Raw genomic sequence first — 23,278 nt, forward strand, 5'->3', positions numbered from 1 at the left:
CCAAATCTCCCAGCCGCGTCACGGGGTTTGGCTGTCACATTGACGTGCCGCGACACCGGGACATCCCGGCCTGCTGGACAAGGAGGCGGCGCTTCGCTAGGCCGCGCGTCATGGCACAGGCATATGACGAGGATCTGGACTGCGAGGGGCTGCTCTGCCCCCTGCCGGTCCTGCGCGCCCGCAAGCGGCTGGCGGGCCTCGCGCCCGGCGCGGTGCTGCGGGTGACGGCGACCGACCCGATGGCCGCGATCGACCTGCCGCATTTCTGCGCCGAAGCCGGCCACGCCTTCCTCGGCGCCGAGCGCGACGGCGCGGTCACGCGTTACCTGATCCGGCGGGGCTGATCCGGCAGCACGGAAACGACGGGGCGGAGCCGGGACGGCTGACCCAAGTGGGTTGATCGGCTGCTTCGACACGGTTGCTCCGGCGGGACTGACCCGACGCGGCTGTTCCGACGGGACCAACCCAACGCAGTCACCCCGCGCCCCCCTGCCCCTCCACATGAAAAAGCCCGGCCAGTTGGCCGGGCTTTTCCGCATCGGTCTCGGTCGGACGGCTCAGCGGCCGATCGACCACCAGCCCTTGCGCTTGGGCTTCGGCGCGTCCTCGGCAGCGGCTTCCGCCGGGGCGGCTTCGGCCACGGGCTCCGCCGCCGGTTCTGCCGGAGCAGCGACCGGTTCCGGCGCGGGTGCGGCGACCGGTTCCGGCGCAGGCGCCGCTGCGGGCGCGGCGACCGCCTCCGCTTCCGGCTCGGCGGCCGGTGTTTCCACCGCCGTCGGCTCCGAGACCGGCAGGTCGGCCATCTGCGGCTCCACCGCGGCCGCCTTCGGCTTGCGGGTGCGCTTCGGCTTCGGCTTCACCGGGGCCTCTTCCGCCACAGGCGCGGCCTCGGGGGCAGCTTCGGCCACCGGCTCCGCGACCTTGCGGGTCCGGCTGCGGGTGCGCTTCTTCGGCGCCTCCGGTTCGGCGGCGGGCTCGGCCTCCGACGCAACCGGCGCCGGCTCCACCGCGACCTCGGCCAGAGCCACGGCCTCGATCATCGGCAGCTCGGCAGCCTCGGCGGCAACCGCATCGGTCTCCGCCTCGTCGCTGTCGTCGCCATCGGCCTCGTCATCGCCCTCGGCGCCCGTCGCTTCGCCATTCGGCCCGGCGCCGTTGCGGCGACGGCGGCGACGCCGGCGCTTCTTCTTCGGCGAACCCTCGCCCGCAGCCTCGGCCACGGCGGCGACGGCGGCCGGCGCGGCTTCCGCCACGTCCTCGGCCTCTTCGACCTCGTCGATCTCCTCGACGTAGTCATCCTCTTCTTCGTCCACCGGCGCGCCCATCAGATCGGCATTGCCCGAGATGACCGAGCCCGCCTTCGGCACGACCCGCGTCGCGGTCTTGAACTTCTCGATCACGTAATCCGGGCTGACCAGCGTCGGATCGGCCTCGATCCGCACCGCCATGCCGTAACGCGCCTCGATCAGCGCGATATGCTCGCGCTTCTGGTTGACGAGGAAGTTCACCACCGCCACCGGGGCGCGCAGCAGCACCTCCAGCGAGCGTTTCCGCGTGCCCTCTTCCTCCAGCGCCCGCAGTACTTGCAGGGCCAGCGAGTCGTCCGAGCGGATCAGCCCGGTGCCATGGCAATGCGAACAGGGCTGGGTCGTCGATTCCAGCATCCCCGGCCGCAGCCGCTGGCGGCTCATCTCCATCAGACCGAAGCCCGAGATGCGGCCGACCTGGATGCGCGCGCGGTCGGTCTTCAGCTTGTCCTTCAGGCGCTTCTCGACGGCGGCGTTGTTCTTGCGCTCTTCCATGTCGATGAAGTCGATGACGATCAGCCCGGCGAGGTCGCGCAGACGCAGCTGGCGCGCCACCTCTTCGGCGGCCTCCAGGTTGGTCTTCAGCGCGGTCTCCTCGATGGAGCCTTCCTTGGTCGCCCGGCCGGAGTTCACGTCGATCGCCACCAGCGCCTCGGTGACGCCGATCACGATGTAACCGCCGGATTTCAGCTGCACCGTCGGGTTGAACATGCCGCCGAGATAGCTTTCCACCTGGTAGCGCGCGAAGAGCGGCATCGGCTCGTCATAGCGCATCACCTGCCGCGCATGCGCCGGCATGATCATCCGCATGAAGTCCTTGGCGGTGCGATAGCCCGCCTCGCCCTCGACCAGAACCTCCTCGATCTCGCGGTTGTAGAGATCGCGGATCGACCGCTTGATGAGGTCGCCTTCCTCGTAGATCGGTGCCGGGGCGATGGATTTGAGCGTGAGCTCGCGCACCTGCTCCCAGAGCCGCATCAGGTATTCGTAGTCGCGCCGGATCTCCGGCTTCGTGCGCTTGGCGCCCGCCGTGCGGATGATCAGCCCCGCGCCTTCCGGCACTTCGATCTCCGAGGCGATTTCCTTCAGCTTCTTGCGGTCGGCGGCCTGGGTGATCTTGCGGGAAATCCCGCCGCCCCGCGCCGTGTTCGGCATCAGCACGCAATAGCGGCCAGCAAGGCTCAGATAGGTGGTCAGGGCGGCGCCCTTGTTGCCACGCTCTTCCTTCACCACCTGCACCAGCATGATCTGCCGGACCTTGACGACTTCCTGGATCTTGTAGCGCCGGGCGCGCGGCTTGCGCGGGGCGCGGATCTCTTCGGCCACATCCTCTTCGGCGACGGATTCGATCTCGTCATCGGTGTCCGAGGCGTGATCCATCGCGCGATAGGGCTTCTCGGCCTCTTCCGCCTCGGGCTGCGGCGCCTCGTTGCGCTGAGACTGGAACAGCGCATCGGCGCCGGTCTCTTCGCCCAGGTCGACGACATCCATCGCCCCGGTCTGCACCGCGTCACCGCTCTGCACCGCCTCGGCGCGGGCCTGACGCGGCTTGCGGCGCGGACGGCTCTCTTCCTCTTCCTCGTCGCGGTTGTAGGCGCGCTCTTCCTCGAGCAGCGCCTTACGGTCGGCAACCGGGATCTGGTAATAGTCGGGGTGGATCTCGGCGAAGGCGAGGAAGCCGTGCCGGTTGCCGCCGTAATCGACGAAGGCCGCCTGCAGCGAGGGCTCGACCCTCGTTACCTTGGCGAGATAGATGTTGCCGGCGATCTGCCGCTTGTTGACGGTCTCGAAGTCGAATTCCTCGACCTTGTTTCCGTCGACCACCACGACCCGAGTTTCCTCGGAGTGGGTGGCATCGATAAGCATTTTCTTGACCATTTGAATCCATGGCGCCCGGACAATCGCACCGGGCCGGAGCAAGCTCCGGCGGGTCGGTCCAAGTGAACGTGGCGGCTTGTTCGGGCGGGGCTGCGCGGCGGGCAAAGCGGCGCGGCGCCTGTGAGGCACCTCGCGCGTCTTCCCGTCAGTGTTGCGCGGCTCATCGCGGTTCTATCCCGGACGCCTTGTGGCATCCATCTGAAAAGCCCGTCGCGTCAATGACTTGGCGGGCAAACTGGAGGCCTTTCGGCCTGACGATCTGCACGAGGCGACGCTTTCGGGCTGATCGCCCGGTCTGCGCGCACGGCAGCGAAACTGAGGCGCGGGACCATGTCCGAAGGACGAAATATCCGCGTACTGCGACATTAGCGGCACGGGTGGGCAAAAGACAATGGTCTATTTTCTGCCCGCCATGCAACCCGGGCGGGAAGCGGGAGAGTGGCCATCCGTCGCACCGGGTATCGCCTCCGCGCCGTTCGATGCTAGGGACTCGCGGCCGACCCGTTGCTTGTAGCTGTTCCGATAACGAGTAAAGGACGCGCATTTCGCGCGGCACTGTCATGTCGAATTATGTCTATCTCATCGCGGCGCCTCATCTTCAGACCGCGCTCTCGCCTTTCCTTTCCACCTTCTCCGCCGACGAAACCTGCACTTTCCCCCTTGGAAGAGGCTACACACTCACCTTCCTCAGCCGCGGTCCGCGCCCGTCGATCCGGCCGGACGGCTCGGTGTTTCTAGGCTACGCGATCAACCACGAGCGGCGGGAGATATGGTTCGACCCGCAACCCGACCAGCTCGGCGCCGACGATCTCGAAGGCTGCTTCTTCAGCGCCTCGCTCACACAGCGCGCGCCCTGCGGGATCAGCCTCCGCGGCGATGTCTTCGGTCAGTTGCCGATCCTCTACACCGCCGGAAACGATTTCTTCGCCTGTTCCGACAGCCTGCTCGGGCTGACGGAAGTCCGACGCGCGCTCGGCCTCCCAAATAGTCTGAATGAACCGCTCTTCATGGCGCGAACCAGCGTCTGGGTGGTCGGCGATCAGTTGTTGAACACGCAAACCTTCATAAACGACATCACCTACAACCTGCCCGGCGGCCGGCTGGATGTCTCATGGCGGGACGAGCGGATTGTCTGCTCGGCGAGCCATGGCGGGGCGCCAGCTATGAAGAGGCGCTGCGAGACGCGGCCGCATCGATGACCGGGCTTCTGGCGGGCCTGCTGAGCGTCGAAGTGCCGGCGATACGTTTCGATCTGTCCGGCGGGCAGGACAGTCGTCTGGTGCTCGCCGCAGCCTTGGCAGGCAGCGAAAATCTGGACCGCATCCATATCCAATCCTCTCAAACAGCCGTCGAGGATATGAAGATCGCGAAGCAGATTGCGGACGCCACCGGTCTCGTGCTCAACGCCCCTCCCTGGGATGGCGAGAAACCCTCGGTGCGCATCCCTCTGGCGCCGCTCTGGTACGCGGCGAGCGGGGGTATCTACGACGCGCTCTACGCCGCCAACAGCCGGATCGGCGACGAGGCCTTTTTCCTGGCGGGCGGGCACGGGGCGGAAACGCTGAAGGGCAACTACAACTGGCGGAGGGTGAGCGCCATCGCCCGCGATACAACGCCGGTCGTGCAGCCCTTCCTCCGCGCCGCCCTCAGATCGGGGCTCGAGGCCCTCTCCATTGACCCGGACGCTCCTGATGGCAGTGAATGGCATTATCTCGGGTATCGCAACGCGTTGCACGGCAGCCGCATGACCAACGCGACGATCTACGCTCTTCGACCGCTCCTCGACCGCCGGCTGGTCGGCGCCGCTCACCAGCGGTTCGACGCGCAGGGCAAACCCGCGAAACCGGCGGAGTCGATGATCGCCGACCTCCTCATCCACATCAGCCCGGATCTCGCGGCCCTGCCCTTCGACGAGGAGAAGAAAGCGCTGGACGCAACGCGGATCTCCAACCGTCTCGCCGTTCTGGGCAGGCTCGGGCCTGTCGAGCCCTACAAGGTGATCGGCAAGCCGTCTCCCACGATGGGCGGCCCGCTGAGCGGCCTGCTCCATCGCGCAAGGGCGACCGGCTTTCGGGAAAGCGCCTTCACGCAGGACACCGTGACAGCCCTGATCAACCAGGCGCGCGAGCATGCCCCGGCAGAGCTGCGCGCCTATATCGGCGAGATGGCGGATGCCTGCATCGCACAGATGCAGACCCCGCTCGTCAGCAACACGCGCCCCGCCAGAGCCGCCGGAAAGCTGATGTCGCTGATGATGGTGAGTTGAGAGGGGGCAGCGGCCCCCTCCAGCCGCCTCAGACGTAATCGCCCCGGCTCAACCCGTATTTCGCCATCTTCTCGTTCAGCGTCCGGCGCGGCAGGCACAGCTCTTCCATGACGCCGACGATGCTGCCCTTGTGGCGGCGCATCGTGTTGTCGATCAGCATCCGCTCGAAGGCTTCCACATAATCCTTCAACGGCTTGCCCTCGGTGGTCAGCGCCGGACCCGAGGCCTCGTTGTCGGCCATCAGCAAGGAGGCGATCGAGCCCGACCCCCGCCGGTTCTGCAGCACGGCGCGTTCGGCGATGTTAACCAGCTGGCGCACATTGCCCGGCCAGGGCGCCTGCAACAGCTGCGCCGCCTCCTGCGCCGTCACCTGCGGCGCCTCGCAGCCGTATTCCTCGGCGAACTGCTCCGACATCCGGGTGAAGAGCGTCAGGATATCCTCGCCCCGCGTCCTGAGCGGCGGCAGCACGATGGTCATGGCCCCGAGCCGGTAATAGAGATCCGAGCGCAGCACGTTCTCCAGCGTCGTATCCGGCGCGTGCTCGTTGCAGATCGCGATGATCCGCGTCTCGGGCGGCGTGCCCTGCTCGTTGATCAGCGTCAAGAGCCGCGACTGCAGCGGATGGCTCAGCGCCTCGATGTCCTCGAGGCAGAGCGTCCCGCCCCGCGCCTCCTCGACCAGAGGCAGCGTGCCCTCCTCCGACGGGCCGAACAGCTTGGCCGACAGCTGGTCCTCGCCCCAGGCCGCACACGAAATCGTGACGAACTTGCGCCCCGCCCGCGCCCCCACGGCATGCAGCGCATGGGCCACCAGCGTCTTGCCGGTCCCGGTCTCGCCGTCGATCAGCACATGGCTGTCGGCCTGGCCGAGGTCGAGGATATCCTCGCGCAGCCGCTCCATCACCGGGGACGACCCGATCAGCTTCTTCATCAGCACCGTGCCATCCGACAGCTCGCGCCTGAGCGCCCGGTTGTCCAGCGTCAGCCGGCGCAGCTGCGTCGCGCGCTTGGCGAGCTCGGTCATCCGGTCGGGGTTGAACGGCTTCTCCAGAAAGTCATAGGCCCCGACGCGCATCGCCTCGACCGCCATCGGCACATCGCCATGGCCGGTGATCAGGATCACCGGCAGCCCGGAATCCATGCTCATCAGCCGCTTCAGGAAGGACATCCCGTCCATCCCCGGCATCTTGATATCGCTCACCACGACGCCGGGAAATTCCGCGCCGATCCCCTTCAGGGCCTCTTCCGCACTCGCATAGGTCTCGGTGTCGAAACCGGACAAAGCCAGCCACTGGCTGATCGACTGCCGCATGTCGGCTTCGTCATCAACGATCGCCACCTTCATCGCACGGGCCATAGAATCCTCACTCGGCTGCTGCCACTTCCTTGCCCAATATGGGCAGCTGAACCTCGAATACAGCCCCGCCGCCTTCCGCATTGCGCGCGGTCAGCCGGCCTCCGAGATCAGTCACGATGCCTGACGAGATCGCGAGGCCAAGCCCCACCCCCTCGCCGGGCTTCTTCGTGGTGTAGAAAGGCTCGAACAGGTTGTCGAGATCGGTGATCCCCTGGCCATTGTCGCGCACGGTCAGCGTCGCGGTCTCGCCCGCAGACAGAAGCAGATCGATCTGCGGGGCGGCTACCGTCTTGGTTGCATCGAGCGCATTGCGCAGCAGGTTGATGATCACCTGCTCCAGCCGCAGCCGGTCGGCCATCACCATCACCGGCTGGCGCGGCAGGGTGCGGGTGATGCGCACCACCCGGACCTTCAGTTGCGGCTCCATCATCGACAGCGCCGAGGAGACGCAGAGCCGAACATCCACCGGCTCGAAGGCGTCACCGCCTTTGCGGGCATAGCTTTTCAACTGTCGGGTGATGGCCCCCATCCGCTCGATCAGGTCGTCGATCCGCTGGAACGAGCTCAGCGCCTCGTCCGGCCGCCGCCGCTGCAACAAGAGCCGCGCACCGGCGAGATAGGTCTTCATCGCCGCCAGCGGCTGGTTCAGCTCGTGGCTCACCGCCGCCGACATCTCGCCCAGCGCCGCCAGCTTCGACGATTGCGCCAGCGTCAGCTCGGCCACCGCCAGGTCCTTCTGCACCTTCTCGCGCTCGGCGACTTCCCGCTGCAACCGGGCGTTCAGGAGGCGGAGTTCCGCCGATTCCCGCTGGAACGACATGCTCTGCGACCAGGCCCGCCGCGACAGCAGGTAGAAGGCCAGCGCCAGCAGGATGGCGAAGCCCATGATCTCCAGCGCGAGGATGCCGTTCACCCGTTCGCGCACGGAATCATAGGCGGTGAAGGTGACGATGCGCCAGCCGCGGAACGGCACCCGCGCCTCGGTCTTCATCACCGCCTCGCCCTTGAGATAGGCGTCGGGCGGGTTCTGCGCCCAGTCCGCGGTCACCTGCAGCGCCCGGCGGATCGCCGAGGGCGCATCGCGCACCGCCAGCGCCTCGTCGATGGTCAGCCCGCGCCAGCGCGGCTCGGTGGCGAGGATCACCACGCCCTGACTGTCTGTCACCAGCACGGCGTCCTGCAGCCCGGCCCAGGCGCGCTCGTATTTCATCAGATCAACCGCGACGACGATCACCCCGATCACCCGGTTGTCGGACAGCACCGCGCGGGAATAGGTGAAATCGAACATCCCCTCCTCGCGCTGCGCCGAGGTGAAGACCGTCTCCTTGGTGCGCTGCGCATCGACGAAATAGGGCGCGGCGCGGTGCGAGGTGCCAAGGAGGTTGCGGTTGGTCGCCCCCACCGTCCGCCCGTCCTTGTCGAGCAGCAGGATCGAGGCCGCGCCGATCTCGGTCTGGAACGAGATCAGCCGCTGCGAGGTGGCCGAGAAATCGCCCGACCCCAGCGCGCCGATCAGCGCCGGGTCGCGCGCCAGCAGCAGGGGCACCACCGAGGTGCGCTGCAATTCGCTGAGCATGTTGCCCGAATAGAGCGCGAGCCTGACTTCGGAACGGTTGCGCGTGGTCTCGGTGAAACGCTCGCTCATCCAGCGGTTCGTCACCAGCACGACGGCAATGGCCACCAGCACCAGCGCGGTGATGGTCAGCCGCACCCGCCAGGAGATCCCCGGCGCGGCCTCATCCGTCTCGTCGCTGTGGAACGCCCCATCCATGCGGCGCAAGTTACGCGCAGGGCCCTGTCACAACAAGCCGCAGACGCTCAGGCAAGCGCCATCCTGCCCAGCAGCGAGCGGAACAGCCCCATGCCGTCGCTGCCGCCCTGCACCGGGTCGACCACCCGCTCGGGATGCGGCATCAGCCCCAGCACCCGGCGGTTCTCCGACAGGACACCGGCGATGTCATCCATCGCGCCGTTCGGATTGGCCCGGTAGCGGAAGGCCACCCGGTCCTCGGCCCGGAGCCGCGCCAGCGTTTCGGCATCCACCGTGTAATTGCCGTCGTGATGCGCGACCGGAAAGCGGACCACCGCCCCCTTGGCCCAGCCATCGGTGAAGGCGCTGTCGGCCGTGGCGACCTCCAGCTCCACCGTCTTGCAGATGAACTTCAGCCCGGCATTGCGCATCAGCGCCCCCGGCAGCAGACCGGTCTCAGTCAGCACCTGGAAGCCGTTGCAGATCCCCAGCACGAAGCCGCCGCGCGCCGCATGGGCCGCCACCGCCGATGCAATGGGCGAGCGCGCCGCGATGGCGCCGCAGCGCAGGTAATCGCCGAAGGAAAAGCCGCCCGGGATGCCGACGACATCGACGCCCTCCGGCAGGCTGGTGTCCTTGTGCCAGACCCGCACCACCTCGGCGCCCGCCGCCTCGAAGGCCACGGCCAGATCGCGGTCGCAATTGGACCCGGGAAAGGTGATGACGGCGGCTTTCATGGCGCTCTCCGCAAGGGACAAGGGGAATGCCGCCTCATACCGCGATCCCGCAGCCAACTCCAGCCCAAGAAACAACGCAAATCGTCCCCCGCGCCGCTTCCCCTCACCTTGTCCAAATATCCTCGGGGGGAGCCGCCGCAGGCGGCGTCGGGGGGCAGACAGCCCCCCGCTTTCGGAAGCCCGCAGCCGCATCCCGTGGGGTGGGGCGGAACCCCACCCCACGCAAAACCCGTAGGGTGCGCATTCATTGCGCACCCCCGCGCAACGCCTAACAAACCCTTAACGCGCCCAAAAACTCACAACAAACCCAATCACTTACCCCGATTTTCACGCGTGAAAATCAGACGATCTCCACCGAATACTTCTCGATCACCGTATTTGCGAGCAGCTTCTCGCACATCGCCCGCACCTCGGCCTCCGCCGCCGCCCGGTCGCCGGCGGCCAGATCGAGCTCGATCACCTTGCCCTGCCGCACGCCCTCGACCCCGGCGAAGCCGAGCGTTCCCAGCGCATGTTTCACCGCCTCGCCCTGCGGATCGAGAACGCCATCCTTCAGCATGACATGGACGCGGGCTTTCATCGGACGACCTCTCAGTTGATCAGCGTGGGCTTGGTTGTATGGGTGACGTTCGAGGGCAGCACCCCCAGACGCCGGGCAAGTTCGGTATAGACGTCGGCCAGGGGCCCCGGCTCGCGCGCCAGCCCTTCCCGGTCCGGCGCCTCCAGCCCGCGGGTGTCCCAGAGCCGGCAGCTGTCCGGCGAGATCTCGTCGGCCACGATCAGCCGCATGAAGTCGCCTTCCCAGATCCGCCCGACCTCCAGCCGGAAGTCGGCGAGCCGGATGCCCACGCCCATCATCACGCCCGACAGGAAATCGTTCACCCTGAGCGCCAGAGCCACGATGTCGTCCAGATCCTGCTGGCTGGCCCAGCCGAAGGCGATGACATGCTCCTCGGCCACCATCGGATTGCCGAGTTTGTCGTCCTTGAAGTAATATTCCACGATCGGCCGCGGCAGCGCCGTCCCCTCCGGGATCCCCAGCCGGGTCGCGATCTCGCCGGCGGAATAGTTGCGCACCACCACTTCCAGCGGCAGGATCTCCGCCATCCGCACCAGCTGCTCGCGCATGTTGATCCGGCGGATGAAATGCGTCGGCACGCCGATGCCGTTCAGCCCGGCCATGAAGAACTCGGACAGCCGGTTGTTCAGCACGCCCTTGCCCTCGACCATCGCCTGCGGCGGCGTCGCCCCGGCCAGCCCGTCGTCCTTGAAGTACTGGATCAGCGTTCCCGGCTCCGGCCCTTCGTAGAGGATCTTGGCCTTGCCTTCGTAGACCTTCTTGCGCCGTGCCATGAACTCTCCGATCGAACGACGAAACAGGCGCGCCAGAAGCGCCCCGCTCAGTTGTGATGGGCTATAAGCCAAGCCGCCCCCTGTCGCAAGCGGTCCCCGTCCCCGACCCCCGGCCTGCAGCCTTTCCGCGCAGCCCGGCGCGCGCCCCATCTTGCGAGCCGCCGGGTCAGGGGGCATATGGGAGAAAAGCAAATCCAGGGGAGGTTCCGCCATGACCACATTCGAAGACCGCGAGCGCGCGTTCGAAAGCAAATACGCGCATGACGCGGACATGCAGTTCCGCGCCGAGGCCCGGCGCAACAAGCTGGTCGGCCTCTGGGCCGCCGAGCTGCTGGGCAAGTCCGGCGCCGAGGCCGAGGCCTATGCGCTGAGCGTGGTGCAGGCCGATTTCGACGAGCCGGGGACGGAGGATGTGGTGCGCAAGCTCTCCGCCGATCTGGGCGACAAGGCCGACGCCGAGGCGATCCGCGCCAAGCTGGCCGAGATGCTGCCGGTCGCCAAGGCCCAGCTGATGAGCGAAAACTGAGCCGACGGCTCCCAGCCTGATCCTGTCCGGCCGTTAACGGTCTGTCCATCCCGAGCGCCTAAGCTGCCGTCAAGGCGGGGCGGGAGATCGGGATGGGGAAGAAGGTGGGCGCAAGCGCCCGGGTGGCCGGCAGGCCGCTCTGGTCGATCGGCGCACAGGGGTTGTTGTCGCTGGCGCTGGTGCTGCTGTTTCTGCGGCTGTTGCAGCTGCGGCTGGACAGTGTCGACATCGAGGCGGTGGAGGCGGCCTTCGCCCGCGTCGCCGGCTGGCAATGGCTGGCCGCTCTGGCGCTGACCGGGCTCAGTTTCCATGCCGTCGGCCGCTACGACGTGCTGATCCACCGCCACCTCTGCTCGGGGGCCGATCCAACCGTCGCCGGCCGCGCCGGGATGGCGGCCATCGCGCTCAGCCAGACGCTCGGCCTCGGAGTGGTGACGGGCGGGCTGGTGCGTTGGCGTCTGCTGCCCCGCGCCGGCCTCTGGCAGGCCTCGCGGCTGTCGGCGCTGGTTGCGCTGTCCTTCCTCGCCGCCTGGGCGTTGGTGACCGCCGCCACCCTGCTGCTGATCCCCGAGGCGCCGTTCCGGAAGCTGGCGGCTCTGGTGCTGGCGGCGGGCTTCGGGCTGATGCTGCTCAGCCTTGCCGCGCCGCCGCTCCGGCTGCGCGACCGGGTGCTGCGCTGGCCGAATGGCTTCACGCTGGGCGGGCTGCTGGCGCTGACCGCGCTGGACACGCTGGCGGCGGGCGGCGCGCTCTGGCTGCTCTGCCCGCCCGGCGAGGCGCTGCCGCTCGCCCGTTTCCTGCCCGCCTTCCTGTTGGCGCTCGGCGCCGGGCTGGTCTCCGGCACGCCCGGCGGCGTCGGAGCCTTCGAGGTGACGCTGCTCGCGCTGCTGCCCGAAGCGCCGGAGGCGCCGCTGCTGGCGGCGGTGCTGGCCTGGCGCGGGGTCTATTACGCCTTGCCCGCATTGCTGGGTGCCGCCCTGCTGGCAAGGGGGCCGGCGCGCCCTGCCCCGGCCTGCCTGCCGCCGGTCGCGGGCCCGCCCCCGGCCGAAGCCGGGCTCGCGCGGCAGGGCCGGCTGGCGCTGCTGGACTCCGGCTGGCTCGCCGGGCGCACCCCGCATCTCCTGGTCGGGCTGCTCGACCCCTTCGCCCCGGCCAGCGAGGCCCTGCCCCGGCTGATTGCCGAGGCCCGGGCCGAGGCGCGGCTGCCCTGTCTCTACAAATGCGGCGCGCGCACCGCCGTCGCCGCCCGCCGCCAGGGCTTCGCCCTGCTGCCGGTGGCGCGCGAGGCTTGGCTCGACCCGCAGGGCTTCCGGCTCGATCGGCCGGCGCTGGCCGGGCTGCGGCGCAAGCTGCGCAAGGCGACGGGGCTGCGGATCACCCGCCCCGCGACCCTGCCGCTGGCCGAGATGCAGCAGGTGGCGCAGGGCTGGGCCCGCGCCCGGGGCGGCGAGCGCGGCTTTTCCATGGGGCGCTTCTGCCCGGAGTATGTGGTCGGCCAGCGGGTCTATCTCGGCTGGGACGGGGCGCGGCTGGTGGGATTCGTCACCTTCCACGAGGGGCCGGGGCGCGACGGGCGCGGCGAATGGGTGCTGGACCTGATGCGACAGGCGGCCACGGCGCCGGACGGCACGATGCAGGCGCTGGTTCTGCGGGCCATCACCGATGCCGCCGCGGCGGGCGTCGGCCGGCTGTCGCTCGCAGCCGCCCCACTGCATGGCGGGCCGGAGTGCTGGCCCGCCCGGCTGGCGCATCGGCTGGCCGGCGTCGACCTGAGCGGGCTGGAGAGGTTCAAGGCCGGTTTCGCCCCGCGCTGGGACCCTCTCTACCTCGCCGCCCCCTCGCGCGCCGCGCTGTTGCTGGCCGGGGTGGAGATCGCGCGGGCTATCCATCGCCCGGGCCGGCTGCCGCGCCAAGGGGCGCGATCTCCCCCCGAGGCTTCAAGATCATCATGAAGAATATGGGTTTGCACCAGACGGCACGGCATGGCAGAGCTTGGGAAACGGGCCGCTGCCAGCGGTCCTTCGTGCATGAATGAGGATCCGATGACCGACGCGCTGTCCCGCCTGCTGTCCACCCGCGACTGGCTGATGGCCGATGGCGCGACCGGAACCAACCTGTTCAACATGGGCCTCTCCTCCGGCGAGCCCCCGGAGCTGTGGAACATCGACCAGCCGGACAATATCCGCGCGCTCTACCGCAACGCGGTCGAGGCCGGGTCGGACATCTTCCTGACCAACAGCTTCGGCGGCAACGCCAGCCGGCTGAAGCTGCACGGCGCGGAAGGCCGGGTGCATGAGCTGAACAGGGTCGCGGCGGCGCTGGGGCGCGAGATCGCCGACTCCTCGGGCCGGACGGTGGTGGTGGCGGGCTCGGTCGGGCCGACCGGCGAGATCTTCGAGCCGATGGGCAGCCTGACCCATGCCCGGGCGGTGGAGATGTTCCACGAGCAGGCCGAGGGGCTGAAGGCCGGCGGGGCAGATGTGCTCTGGGTCGAGACGATCTCGGCGGCGGAGGAGTTCCGCGCGGCGGCGGAGGCGGCGCGGCTGGCGGGCATGCCCTGGTGCGGCACGATGAGCTTCGACACCGCGGGGCGGACGATGATGGGGATCACCTCGGCTTCATTGGTCGACCTGGTGGAGAAGCTGCCGAACCCGCCGCTGGCCTTCGGGGCGAATTGTGGCGTCGGGGCCTCGGACCTGCTGCGCACCGTGCTCGGCTTCTCGGCGCAGGGCACCGAGCGGCCGATCATCGCCAAGGGGAATGCTGGCATCCCGAAGTACCACGACGGGCACATCCATTACGACGGCACCCCGGCGCTGATGGCGGAGTACGCGGTGATGGCGCGGGATGCCGGCGCGAGGATCATCGGCGGCTGCTGCGGCACCATGCCGGAGCATCTGAAGGCGATGCGCGAGGCGCTGGAGACCCGGCCGCGCGGGCCGCGGCCCTCGCTTGAGGCGGTGTCGCAGGCGATGGGGGGATTTTCCTCGGCCACGGACGGGACCGGGGATGATGCGGGCGCGCCGGTGCGGAAGCGGCGGCGCGGGTAGGAAGCGCCGGGGAGGGGGCTGTCTGCCCCCTCCCCGGACCCCACCCCCGAGGATATTTTTCGACAGAAAATGAGGGTTTTCACGCGTGAAAATCCGGGCAAGCTGCTGATAGACAACGGAAATCGAGTTGGCGTCAATCTTTTGGCGATTTTTTCGCATGCGCTCTGGCCAAGGGTCAGAACAGGGCGAGCTGCTCCCCGGCGCGGGGCGGCGGGCGGAAGAGGTCGCGGCGCAGCGGCGGTTGCGGCTGGCTGAGGCCGGTGCGGGCCAGCGCCAGTTTGAAGCGCTGGTCGATGAGCGTGGACCACTGCCCCTCGCCGCGCATCCGCTTGCCCCAGGCGGGGTCGTAGTCGCGGCCGCCATGCACCTCGCGCACCCGGGCCATAACCTTGGCGGCGCGGTCGGGCGCGTGTTCGGAGAGCCAATCCTGGAACAGCGGCGAGACCTCGAGCGGCAGGCGCAGCATGATCCAGCTGGCGGCAGAGGCCCCCGCCTCGGCCGCCGCGGCGAGGATGGCGTCGAGCTCGGGATCGGTGAGGCCGGGGATCACCGGGGCGACCATGACGCGTACCGGGATGCCGGCCGCGGTCAGGCGGCGGATCGCGGCGAGGCGGCGGGCGGGCAGCGGCGCGCGCGGCTCCAGCCGGCGCGACAGACCCGGGTCGAGCGTGGTGATCGACAGGCCGACGCGGACGAGGCCCTGCGCCGCCATCGGGGCGAGGATGTCGAGATCGCGCTCGATCAGCGTGCCCTTGGTGGTGATCGCCGTCGGGTGGTTGAAAGCGGAGAGCACCTCGAGCACCTCGCGCATCACCCGGTGCTCGGCCTCGATCGGCTGATAGGGGTCGGTGTTGGTGCCGAGCGCGATGGGCGCGACCTCGTAGCCCTTGGCGCGCAGCTCGCGGTCGAGCACGGCGCCGATGCCGGGGCGGGCGATCAGCCGGGTCTCGAAATCGAGACCCGGCGAAAGGTTGAGATAGGCGTGGCTGGGACGGGCGAAGCAATAGATGCAGCCATGTTCGCAGCCGCGATAGGGGTTCACCGAGCGGTCGAAGGGCAGATCCGGCGAGCGGTTGTAGCTGAGCGCCGAGCGCGGCCGCTCCAGCCGGACCTCGGTGCGCAGCAGCCGCTCCTCCTCCGGCAGGTCCCAGCCGTCGTGATGCGCGACACGGGCCCGAGGCTCGAACCGGCCCGAGGCATTGCCCGAAGCGCCGCGCGCCCGGAGGCGCTGGCCGGGCAGCAGGGTATCGTCTTTTTCCATCGCGCGACTATAGAACGGAACGCGAACATCAGGCAAGGAAATCCGGGGCCGACAGGGCCGCGTCGGCTTTCACCTGCGCCGTGTCGCAATCCGAATAGTGCCCGCCCCGCTTTCGCCCCATGCAAGTCCAGACCCATACCCGCAGGAGCCCGCCATGGCTGACGACAACGACGAGATCATCCTTTCCGAGCTTTCCGACGACGAGCTTGTCCTGCAGATGCATGACGACCTCTACGACGGGATGAAGGAGGAGATCGAGGAAGGCGTCAACATCCTGATCGCCCGCGGCTGGACGCCCTATGACGTGCTGACCAAGGCGCTGGTCGCCGGCATGACCATCGTCGGCGCCGACTTCCGCGACGGCATCCTCTTCGTGCCGGAAGTGCTGCTGGCGGCCAATGCGATGAAGGCCGGGATGTTCATCCTGAAGCCGCTGCTGGTCGAGACCGGCGCGCCGCGCATGGGCAAGATGGTGATCGGCACCGTGAAGGGCGACATCCACGACATCGGCAAGAACCTCGTCGCGATGATGATGGAAGGCGCCGGCTTCGAGGTGCTGGATCTCGGGATCAACAACTCGGTGGAGAAATACATCGAGGCGCTGGAAGCCGAGAAGCCGGATATCCTCGGCATGTCGGCGCTGCTGACCACGACCATGCCCTATATGAAGGTCGTGATCGACACGCTGAAGGAAAAGGGCATGCGCGAGGATTACATCGTGCTGGTCGGCGGCGCGCCCCTGAACGAGGAATTCGGCAAGGCGATCGGCGCCGACGCCTATTGCCGCGACGCCGCCGTGGCGGTGGAGACGGCCAAAGTCTATGTGGCGCGCAAGCACAACCAGCTGAGCGCCTGAGCCGGGTTTCTTCGGCACGAAAGGGCCCCGGCGCGAGCCGGGGCTTTTTCATGCCCGGGGTTGGAAAGCCGGCGCCGGATAGGCATCTTTCGGGAAGGGGAGATCTGCCATGCCGCCCAAGACCTATGCGATGCTGCTCTGCGGGGTGATCGGCGCCGCCGCGTTGACGGTGGCGGCGGTCAGCGCCGCGGGCCTGCCGCTGGCCGGTTTCGGGCTGGTGGCGCTGCTGGCCGCCGTGGTCGTGAGGCTGTGGCGATGAGGCTGGACGACCGGACCCTGACCGAGGAGGGGCTGGCCCCTGCCCGCGCCGGGCGGGTGCTGCTGATCGCCTGCGGCGCGCTGGCGCATGAGATCCTTGCGCTGAAGCGGGCGAATGGCTGGGAGCATCTGGATCTGCAATGCCTGCCGGCCAAGCTGCATCTCTGGCCCGACCGGATCGTGACGGCGGTGGAGGAGGCGGTGCGGACGCATCGCGCCGGTTATGACGAGGTTTTCGTCGTCTATGCCGATTGTGGCACCGGCGGGGCGTTGCAGGAGAAGTGCCTCGAGCTGGGGGTGGGCATGGTGGAGGGGCCGCATTGCTACTCCTTCTTCGAGGGCAATGCGGCTTTCGCGGCGACCGCCGAGACCGAGTTCACCGCCTTCTACCTGACCGATTTTCTGGTGCGGCAGTTCGACGCCTTCGTCTGGCGGCCGATGGGGCTGGACCGGCATCCCGAGCTGCGCGACATGTATTTCGGCAATTACACCAAGCTCGTCTATCAGGCCCAGACCGAGGATCCGGCGCTGGATCTGAAGGCGGCGGAGTGCGCCGCAAGGCTGGGGCTGGCCTATGAGCGGCGCTTCACCGGCTATGGCGACCTCGCCCCGGTGCTGGCCGGCGTTGCCGAGGGGTTTTCCGGGGCAGAGTAATCGCTTAGGGTGCGATCTTCGAGTCGGCGGAGAGCGGTATGGGCGGAGCGTGCAACGGGGTTTTGGCCAGTCTGGCCGGGTGGCGCGCATGACGCCCGAAGAGTTTCCGAGCCGCTTCGCCGCCTATTTCGCGGCGCGCGAGGCCGACGGGCTGGCGATGATGCTGGCGGCCGACGGCACAATGCTGACGATCACCGGGCTCTGGTGCGAGGGGCGGCGCGAGATCGCCTCGGGGCTGCGGGCCGAGATGGCCGGGGCCTGCGCCCGGGCGCGGCTGGTGACCGGCCGTACCCAGCTGCGGCCCTTGGGGACCGAGGCGAAGATCCTGCACCAGCGCTTCGTGCTGTCGGGGATCGTCGACGAGGAGGGCAACGAATCCGGGCGCATCGCCACGGTGCTGACCGCGGTGCTGGTGGCGCGCGGCCGGAACTGGGAGGCGCTGAACCTGCAGTTCACCGCCGTGGAAGGCTAGCCCGCCAAGAGGACCCGCGCCGCCTTGCGCGCGGCGTCGGTCACGGTGTCGCCCGCCAGCATCCGGGCGATCTCCTCGACCCGCGAGGGCTTGTCGAGCGGGGTAACGGTGGAGGTGGTCATCTCGTCCTGCACCCGCTTCTCGACGCGCCAGTGATGCGCGCCGAGCGCGGCCACCTGCGGCGAGTGGGTAACGACCAGCACCTGCGCCGTGCCCGCCAGCGCCTTCAGACGGCGGCCCACGGCGTCGGCGGTGGCGCCCCCTACCCCGCGGTCGATCTCGTCGAAGATCAGCGTCAGGCCGGGCGTGTCGCCGGTGAGGCAGACCTTCAGCGCCAAGAGGAAACGCGACAGCTCGCCGCCGGAGGCGATGCGGTTCAACGGGCCGGCGGGCGCGCCGGGGTTGGTGGCGACGGTGAAGGCCACGGCGTCGCGGCCCTCGGGGCCGGGATCGCCGGCGGTGATCTGGGTGGCGAAGACGGCGCGTTCCATCTTCAGAGGCGCGAGTTCCGCGGCCATCGCCGCGTCGAGCCGGGTGGCAGCTTCGGAGCGGATCGCGGTGAGGCGCAGCGCCTCGGAGTCGTAGCCGGCCTGCGCCTCGGTGACGGCGCGGGCGAGATCGGCGAGGTGACGCTCGCCGCCGTCCAGCGCGCCGAGCCGGGCGCGCAGGTCATCGGCGAAATTGCCGAGATCATCGGGCAGCACGCCATGCTTGCGGGCCAGCGCGCGGATGGCGAAGAGCCGTTCCTCCAGCTGCTCCAGCTCGGTCGGGTCGAAGTCGAGCGCCGAGAGGCAGCTCTCCACCCCGTCCTGCGCCTCGCCCAGCTCGATCAGCGCGCGGCTGAGCGCGGCGAGCGGCGCTTCCAGCTTGCCCTCGGCCCGGTCGGAGGCGGCTTCGAGCCAGCGGATCGAGTCGATCAGCAGGGTCTCGGCGCCTTCGGAGGAGAGGGCGCGATGGGCGCGGGCGATGTCGTCGCGGATGCGCTCGGCCCCCTGCATGGCGCGGCGGCGGGCGTCGAGCAGCGCCTCTTCGCCCGGCTGCGGGTCGAGCTTGTCGAGCTCGGCCACGGCATGGCGCAGGAAGTCCTCTTCGGCCTTCACCACGGCCAGCGCCGCTTCGGCCTCGGCCAGCGCCTTGCGGGCGGCGGCGAGCGCCGTCCAGGCGTGGCGCGAGGTCGAGAGATCGACCCCGGCGAAGGCGTCGAGCATCTGGCGGTGACCGCGCGGGTTCAGGAGGCCGCGGTCGTCATGCTGGCCGTGCAGTTCCACGAGCGCGTCGGAGAGGAGGCGCAGCACCTCGCCCGAGACGCGGCGGTCGTTGACCCAGGCGGTCTTGCGGCCATCGGTGTAGTTTACCCGGCGCAGGATCAGCTCGTCCTCGGCCTCGATCCCGGCGTCTTCCAGCACGGCGCGGGCGGCATGGCCCGGCGGCAGGTCGAAGACGGCGATGACCTCGCCCTGATCGGCGCCGGAGCGGACCAGCTCCGCCCTGCCCCGCCAACCCAGCACGAAGCCGAGAGAGTCGAGCAGGATCGACTTGCCGGCCCCGGTCTCGCCGGTGAGCACGTTGAGACCGGGCTGGAAGGCAAGCGAGAGCCGATCGATGATCAGCATGTCGCGGATATCAAGCGAACGCAGCACGGATTGCCCCCGTCGGATGCGCATCGGCGCTCCGTCCCGTCGTTACAGCCATTCGCCGCGGATCACCTGCCGGTAGACCTGGTTCAGCCAGCTGTTGCCCTTGGCTTCCATGCTCAACCCGCGTCCGGTGAGCAGCTTGTAGCTGTCGTCGTAGAACGGGCTGGACTGGTAGTTGTAGCCGAGGATCGCGCCGGCGGTCTGCGCCTCGTCGGTGAGGCCGAGCGCCAGATAGGATTCGACCAGCCGGTGCAGCGCCTCGGCGGTGTGGGTGGTGGTCTGGAAATCTTGCACCACGGTGCGGAAGCGGTTGATCGCGGCGGTGTAGTTGCCGCGTTTCAGGTAGTAGCGGCCGATCTCCATCTCTTTCGCGGCGAGATGGTCGAAGGCGAGGTCGAACTTGAGGATCGCCGAGCGGGCGTATTCGCTCTCCGGGTAATCCTCGATCACGGTGCGCAGGCCCTGCAGCGCCTGGAAGGTCAGGCCCTGGTCGCGGCCGACCTCGTCGATCTGGTCGTAATAGGACAGGGCGAGCAGGTATTGCGCATAGGCCGCATCCTCGTCACCCGGATAGAAATCGAGGAATCGCTGGGCGGCGCCGCGGGCGTCTTCGTATTTCTTGGCCTTGTGATAGCTGAAGGCCTGCATGATGAGCGCGCGTTTCGCCCATTCGGAATAGGGATACAGCCGCTCGACCTCGGAGAAGTAGCGGATCGCGGAATCGGGCTTGGTCTGGGCCTCGAGCTCGAACTCGCCCTTCTTGTAGATCTCTTCGGCGGTGAAGCTTTCGAGTGGCGGGCCTTCTTCCTTGCCGCCGCCGCAGCCTGCAAGCGCAGCGACCAGCAGCGCCGTGCCGAGCCAATGCGCGCCTGACTTTCCGCCTGCCATGTTCCGCTTACCTCTGACTTGTCTCTGCCACCCGGGAGCCGTGCCCTGTGGCGCTTTCCCTGTGTCCTAGCACAGAAAAATCCGGGGCGCAAAACGCCTTTATCGGCGCGGTGGACTTCAGGAAAGCGCGGGAATATCCGAGCGGTGAACGCCCACGCCCGGCAGCTTGCAGCCCATCATCAGGCCGCAATCCACCATGCGGAACGCATCGCGGCGGGCGAAGAGCGCGCGCAGCAGGCGGTTGGTCAGCGCGTGGCCGGCGCGGATGCCGGTGTAGCGGCCGAGGATCGGCGCACCGGCCAGCGAAAGGTCGCCGAGCGCGTCGAGCATCTTGTGCCGCACCGGCTCGTCGGCATGGCGCAGGCCGCCGGGCGAGAGAATCCGGTCGCCGTCGAAGACAACGGCATTTTCCAGCGTGCCGCCGAGCGCGAGGCCATTGGCCTGCATCGCATCGACATCGGACTGGCGGCAGAAGGTGCGGCTGTCGCTGAGCTCGCGCACGAAGGCCCCGTTGGCCATGCTGAGATGCTTGGCCTGACGGCCGATGGCGGCTTCGGCGAAATCGATGGCGAAGTCGATCTCGAGCATCTCGGAGGGCTCCAGCCGGGCCACGGCCTCGCCGTCGCGGACCTCGACGGTGTCGAGGATGCGGATGGCGCGCACCGGCTCAGCCTGCTGGCGGATGCCGCGGGCGAGGAAGGTCTGGACGAAGGGCACGGCGGAGCCGTCGAGGATCGGCACTTCGGGGCCGTCGATCTCGATCAGGGCGTTGTGGATGCCGCAACCGGCCAGCGCCGCCGTGACATGCTCGATGGTCGAGACGGTGGCGCCCGAGGCGTTGGCGATCAGCGTGCAGAGCTTGGAGGGCACCACGGCGTCCCAGCGCGCGGGGATCAGCGCGTCGCCTTCAGTGATGTCGGTGCGGCGGAACCAGATGCCATAATCGGCGGAGGCGGGCTTGACGACCATGTGGACCGGCGCGCCGGAATGCAGACCGACACCCGTGAAGGACGCTGCTGATTTCAAGGTGCTTTGCACGTTCAGACCCTTTCCCGGTTTGTTGACCCGGTTGCCGCCGACGGGTGGTCCCGTCTTGCCGATGAGAGGTAAGGGTCTGGAACATTTATCTCAACTCACTCTTTGTGACCGCTTGTAACAGAGGAACGACAGATGGGCGGCATCATGCAGAACGCCCTTCAAGCGCCTGTATTACAAAAGAAAAAGGCCCGGTTGCCCGGGCCTTTTCCACAGAGGTTGTGATCTGGATCAGTTGGCCTGACGACGCAGGAAGGCCGGGATTTCGATACGTTCCTGATCGGCGCTCAGCTCCGGCTCGTCGTCGTAGGCCGTCACCGGCGGCTGCTGGCGGGCCATCGGCTGCGCCCGTTCCGGCTGCGGCTCGGCATGGCCGGCCATGCGGTTGATCAGCGAGCCGATGCCGAAGCGCGGCTTCTCGGCAGCGGCGGCCGGGCGCTGCTGTTGCGGGGCCTGACCGCGGGGCTGCTGTTGCGGCGCGATCGGCTGGCGGGCCGGCGACTTGCTGACCGCGGCCTGCAGCCGGGCCAGGGCCTCGGGCGAGGGCTGGCCGGGGCTGCGCGGACGCGGGGCGACGAAAGCGGCGGCGTCGTTGTCATGCGCGGAGGTCGGGCGCGGCTGCGGCGCGGGGGCCGGCTGCGGCCGGTAGGCCGGCGGCGGCAGACCGTCGGAAGCCTGCTCGTAGCCCTGCTCTTCCGCGTAATCCTCGCTGCCGGTTTCCTCGGCGGCGCCATAGAGGCTCGGCGCCGGCTGGGCCGGGGCCTGCATCGGCGCGGGAGCCGGCGCGGCGGCGGCCACGGGCTTCGGGGCGTCGCGGCGCGGCAGCGGGCGCTCGGTCACCGGCTCGGGCGCGGTGAAGGTGGCCGGCAGCGGCGCGGCCATCGAGCGGCGGGTCACCGGGGTCTCGACCGCGGCCTTGGCGGCGTCGATGCCGGTGGCGACGACGGAAACGCGGATCATGCCTTCCATCGAGGTGTCGAGCGTCGAGCCGACGATGATGTTGGCGTCCGGATCGACCTTCTCGCGGATGATGTTCGCGGCCTCGTCGAGTTCGAACAGCGTGAGGTCGTAGCCGCCGGTGATGTTGATCAGCACGCCCTTGGCGCCGTGCAGCGAGATCTCGTCGAGCAGCGGGTTGGCGATAGCCTTCTCGGCGGCCTGCACGGCGCGGTCTTCGCCCGCAGCCTCGCCGGTGCCCATCATGGCCTTGCCCATCTCGTCCATCACGGCGCGGACGTCGGCGAAGTCGAGGTTGATGAGGCCCGGACGCACCATGAGGTCGGTCACGCCTTTCACGCCCTGATAGAGCACGTCGTCGGCCATGGCGAAGGCCTCGGTGAAGGTGGTGCGCTCGTTGGCCAGACGGAACAGGTTCTGGTTCGGGATGATGATCAGCGTGTCGACGACCTTCTGCAGCGCCTCGATGCCGTCCTCGGCCTGCTTCATCCGCTTGTTGCCCTCGAACTGGAAGGGCTTGGTGACGACGCCGACGGTCAGCACGCCGAGCTCACGCGCGGCCTGCGCGATGATCGGGGCGGCGCCGGTGCCGGTGCCGCCGCCCATGCCGGCGGTGATGAAGCACATGTGGGCGCCCGCGAGATGGTCGACGATCTCCTCGATGGTCTCTTCGGCGGCGGCGGCGCCGACCGAGGGGCGCGCGCCGGCGCCCAGACCTTCGGTGACCTTGAGGCCCATCTGGATCTTGTTGGTGGCATGGCTCTGCTGCAGCGCCTGCGCATCGGTGTTCGCAACCACGAACTCCACGCCCTCAAGGTTCTGCTCGATCATGTTGTTGACGGCATTGCCGCCCGCACCGCCGACGCCGAAAACCGTGATGCGCGGCTTCAATTCGTCGCGCTGCGTGTTCATCATAAGGTTGAGTGCCATTGCCAATCCGCCTGCTTTTTTCGTTGTCCCGCGGCGCATTCAGGAAGCGCCTTTCCCGCATTACCCCGAAGTTTATCTGGAGACGCCGGAAACGTCACTAAAAAAC

Annotated in this window: 21 protein-coding genes; 10 read left to right on the plus strand and 11 right to left on the minus strand. The window is 68.5% G+C overall.

Going from position 1 to position 23,278, the window contains the following annotated elements; genetic code table 11:
* Positions 1-110: 110 nt before the first annotated feature.
* Positions 111-344, plus strand: a complete 234-nt coding sequence (locus C5F48_RS06165; RefSeq protein WP_107663037.1) for a sulfurtransferase TusA family protein — start codon at positions 111-113, stop codon at positions 342-344.
* Between the two features lie 213 nt (positions 345-557).
* On the opposite strand, the gene C5F48_RS06170 is transcribed toward C5F48_RS06165, so the two are convergent.
* The gene (locus C5F48_RS06170; protein WP_107663038.1) at positions 558-3,185 is read right to left on the minus strand and encodes an Rne/Rng family ribonuclease; all 2,628 of its coding nucleotides are present in this window, start codon (positions 3,183-3,185) and stop codon (positions 558-560) included.
* A gap of 560 nt (positions 3,186-3,745) precedes the next feature.
* Here C5F48_RS06170 and C5F48_RS06175 point away from each other — a divergent pair.
* Together C5F48_RS06175 and C5F48_RS06180 are read left to right on the plus strand one after the other, a co-directional pair.
* On the plus strand, positions 3,746-4,384 hold the full coding sequence (locus tag C5F48_RS06175) for a hypothetical protein (RefSeq protein WP_107663039.1): 639 nt from the start codon (positions 3,746-3,748) through the stop codon (positions 4,382-4,384).
* Positions 4,381-5,451, plus strand: coding sequence for a hypothetical protein (locus C5F48_RS06180; protein ID WP_107663040.1), 1,071 nt, complete (start codon positions 4,381-4,383; stop codon positions 5,449-5,451). Before C5F48_RS06175 ends, C5F48_RS06180 begins: the two co-directional genes overlap by 4 nt.
* 28 nt (positions 5,452-5,479) lie before the next feature.
* Here C5F48_RS06180 and C5F48_RS06185 read toward each other — a convergent pair whose 3' ends face one another.
* The 5 genes from C5F48_RS06185 to C5F48_RS06205 all read right to left on the minus strand — a co-directional run bounded on the left by C5F48_RS06185 (position 5,480) and on the right by C5F48_RS06205 (position 10,648).
* The gene (locus C5F48_RS06185; RefSeq protein WP_107663041.1) at positions 5,480-6,808 is read right to left on the minus strand and encodes a sigma-54-dependent transcriptional regulator; all 1,329 of its coding nucleotides are present in this window, start codon (positions 6,806-6,808) and stop codon (positions 5,480-5,482) included.
* A 7-nt stretch (positions 6,809-6,815) separates the two neighbouring features.
* Positions 6,816-8,579, minus strand: a complete 1,764-nt coding sequence (locus C5F48_RS06190; RefSeq protein ID WP_107663042.1) for a sensor histidine kinase — start codon at positions 8,577-8,579, stop codon at positions 6,816-6,818.
* 47 nt (positions 8,580-8,626) lie between these two features.
* Positions 8,627-9,295: a phosphoribosylformylglycinamidine synthase subunit PurQ gene (gene purQ / locus C5F48_RS06195; protein WP_107663043.1), complete on the minus strand. Its 669-nt coding sequence runs from the start codon at positions 9,293-9,295 to the stop codon at positions 8,627-8,629.
* Between the two features lie 340 nt (positions 9,296-9,635).
* Positions 9,636-9,875 carry a phosphoribosylformylglycinamidine synthase subunit PurS gene (gene purS, locus C5F48_RS06200; RefSeq protein WP_107663044.1) on the minus strand — a complete coding sequence of 80 codons (240 nt, stop codon included), beginning with the start codon at positions 9,873-9,875 and terminating at the stop codon, positions 9,636-9,638.
* An 11-nt stretch (positions 9,876-9,886) separates the two neighbouring features.
* Positions 9,887-10,648: a phosphoribosylaminoimidazolesuccinocarboxamide synthase gene (locus C5F48_RS06205; RefSeq protein WP_107663045.1), complete on the minus strand. Its 762-nt coding sequence runs from the start codon at positions 10,646-10,648 to the stop codon at positions 9,887-9,889.
* A 211-nt stretch (positions 10,649-10,859) separates the two neighbouring features.
* On the opposite strand from C5F48_RS06205, the gene C5F48_RS06210 reads away from it, so the two are divergent.
* The 3 genes from C5F48_RS06210 (at position 10,860) to bmt (ending at position 14,224) form a co-directional block, all read left to right on the plus strand.
* On the plus strand, positions 10,860-11,174 hold the full coding sequence (locus tag C5F48_RS06210) for a DUF1476 domain-containing protein (RefSeq protein ID WP_107663046.1): 315 nt from the start codon (positions 10,860-10,862) through the stop codon (positions 11,172-11,174).
* 92 nt (positions 11,175-11,266) lie between these two features.
* Entirely contained in the window at positions 11,267-13,126 is a 1,860-nt protein-coding gene (locus C5F48_RS06215) for a phosphatidylglycerol lysyltransferase domain-containing protein (protein WP_107663047.1), read from the plus strand.
* A 90-nt stretch (positions 13,127-13,216) separates the two neighbouring features.
* Complete coding sequence (gene bmt / locus C5F48_RS06220; protein ID WP_107663048.1) at positions 13,217-14,224, plus strand: betaine--homocysteine S-methyltransferase; 1,008 nt, start codon at positions 13,217-13,219, stop codon at positions 14,222-14,224.
* Positions 14,225-14,399: 175 nt separating this feature from the next.
* Here bmt and C5F48_RS06225 read toward each other — a convergent pair whose 3' ends face one another.
* On the minus strand, positions 14,400-15,485 hold the full coding sequence (locus C5F48_RS06225) for a PA0069 family radical SAM protein (RefSeq protein WP_107663049.1): 1,086 nt from the start codon (positions 15,483-15,485) through the stop codon (positions 14,400-14,402).
* Between the two features lie 154 nt (positions 15,486-15,639).
* On the opposite strand from C5F48_RS06225, the gene C5F48_RS06230 reads away from it, so the two are divergent.
* The 4 genes from C5F48_RS06230 (at position 15,640) to C5F48_RS06240 (ending at position 17,725) form a co-directional block, all read left to right on the plus strand.
* Positions 15,640-16,341: a cobalamin B12-binding domain-containing protein gene (locus tag C5F48_RS06230; protein ID WP_107663050.1), complete on the plus strand. Its 702-nt coding sequence runs from the start codon at positions 15,640-15,642 to the stop codon at positions 16,339-16,341.
* Positions 16,342-16,450: 109 nt separating this feature from the next.
* The gene (locus C5F48_RS25080) at positions 16,451-16,600 is read left to right on the plus strand and encodes a hypothetical protein (RefSeq protein WP_170139642.1); all 150 of its coding nucleotides are present in this window, start codon (positions 16,451-16,453) and stop codon (positions 16,598-16,600) included.
* Entirely contained in the window at positions 16,597-17,253 is a 657-nt protein-coding gene (locus tag C5F48_RS06235) for a DUF1638 domain-containing protein (RefSeq protein WP_107663051.1), read from the plus strand. The genes C5F48_RS25080 and C5F48_RS06235 overlap by 4 nt, the downstream gene beginning before the upstream one ends.
* An 88-nt stretch (positions 17,254-17,341) precedes the next feature.
* Entirely contained in the window at positions 17,342-17,725 is a 384-nt protein-coding gene (locus C5F48_RS06240) for a nuclear transport factor 2 family protein (RefSeq protein ID WP_245941419.1), read from the plus strand.
* Here the strand turns inward: C5F48_RS06240 and recN are convergent.
* From recN to ftsZ, 4 genes are all read right to left on the minus strand, one after another.
* A complete protein-coding gene (gene recN / locus C5F48_RS06245; RefSeq protein WP_107663062.1) occupies positions 17,722-19,365 on the minus strand; it encodes a DNA repair protein RecN in 1,644 nt (547 codons plus the stop codon). The genes C5F48_RS06240 and recN overlap by 4 nt on opposite strands.
* A gap of 42 nt (positions 19,366-19,407) precedes the next feature.
* Positions 19,408-20,250, minus strand: coding sequence for an outer membrane protein assembly factor BamD (locus C5F48_RS06250; protein WP_107663053.1), 843 nt, complete (start codon positions 20,248-20,250; stop codon positions 19,408-19,410).
* A 117-nt stretch (positions 20,251-20,367) separates the two neighbouring features.
* On the minus strand, positions 20,368-21,288 hold the full coding sequence (gene lpxC / locus C5F48_RS06255; protein WP_107663054.1) for a UDP-3-O-acyl-N-acetylglucosamine deacetylase: 921 nt from the start codon (positions 21,286-21,288) through the stop codon (positions 20,368-20,370).
* A 228-nt stretch (positions 21,289-21,516) separates the two neighbouring features.
* Complete coding sequence (ftsZ, locus tag C5F48_RS06260) at positions 21,517-23,172, minus strand: cell division protein FtsZ (RefSeq protein WP_107663055.1); 1,656 nt, start codon at positions 23,170-23,172, stop codon at positions 21,517-21,519.
* Positions 23,173-23,278: the final 106 nt, after the last annotated feature.

The sequence above is a fragment of the Cereibacter changlensis JA139 genome, assembly GCF_003034985.1.
In the GTDB taxonomy this organism is placed as follows: Bacteria; Pseudomonadota; Alphaproteobacteria; order Rhodobacterales; family Rhodobacteraceae; genus Cereibacter; species Cereibacter changlensis.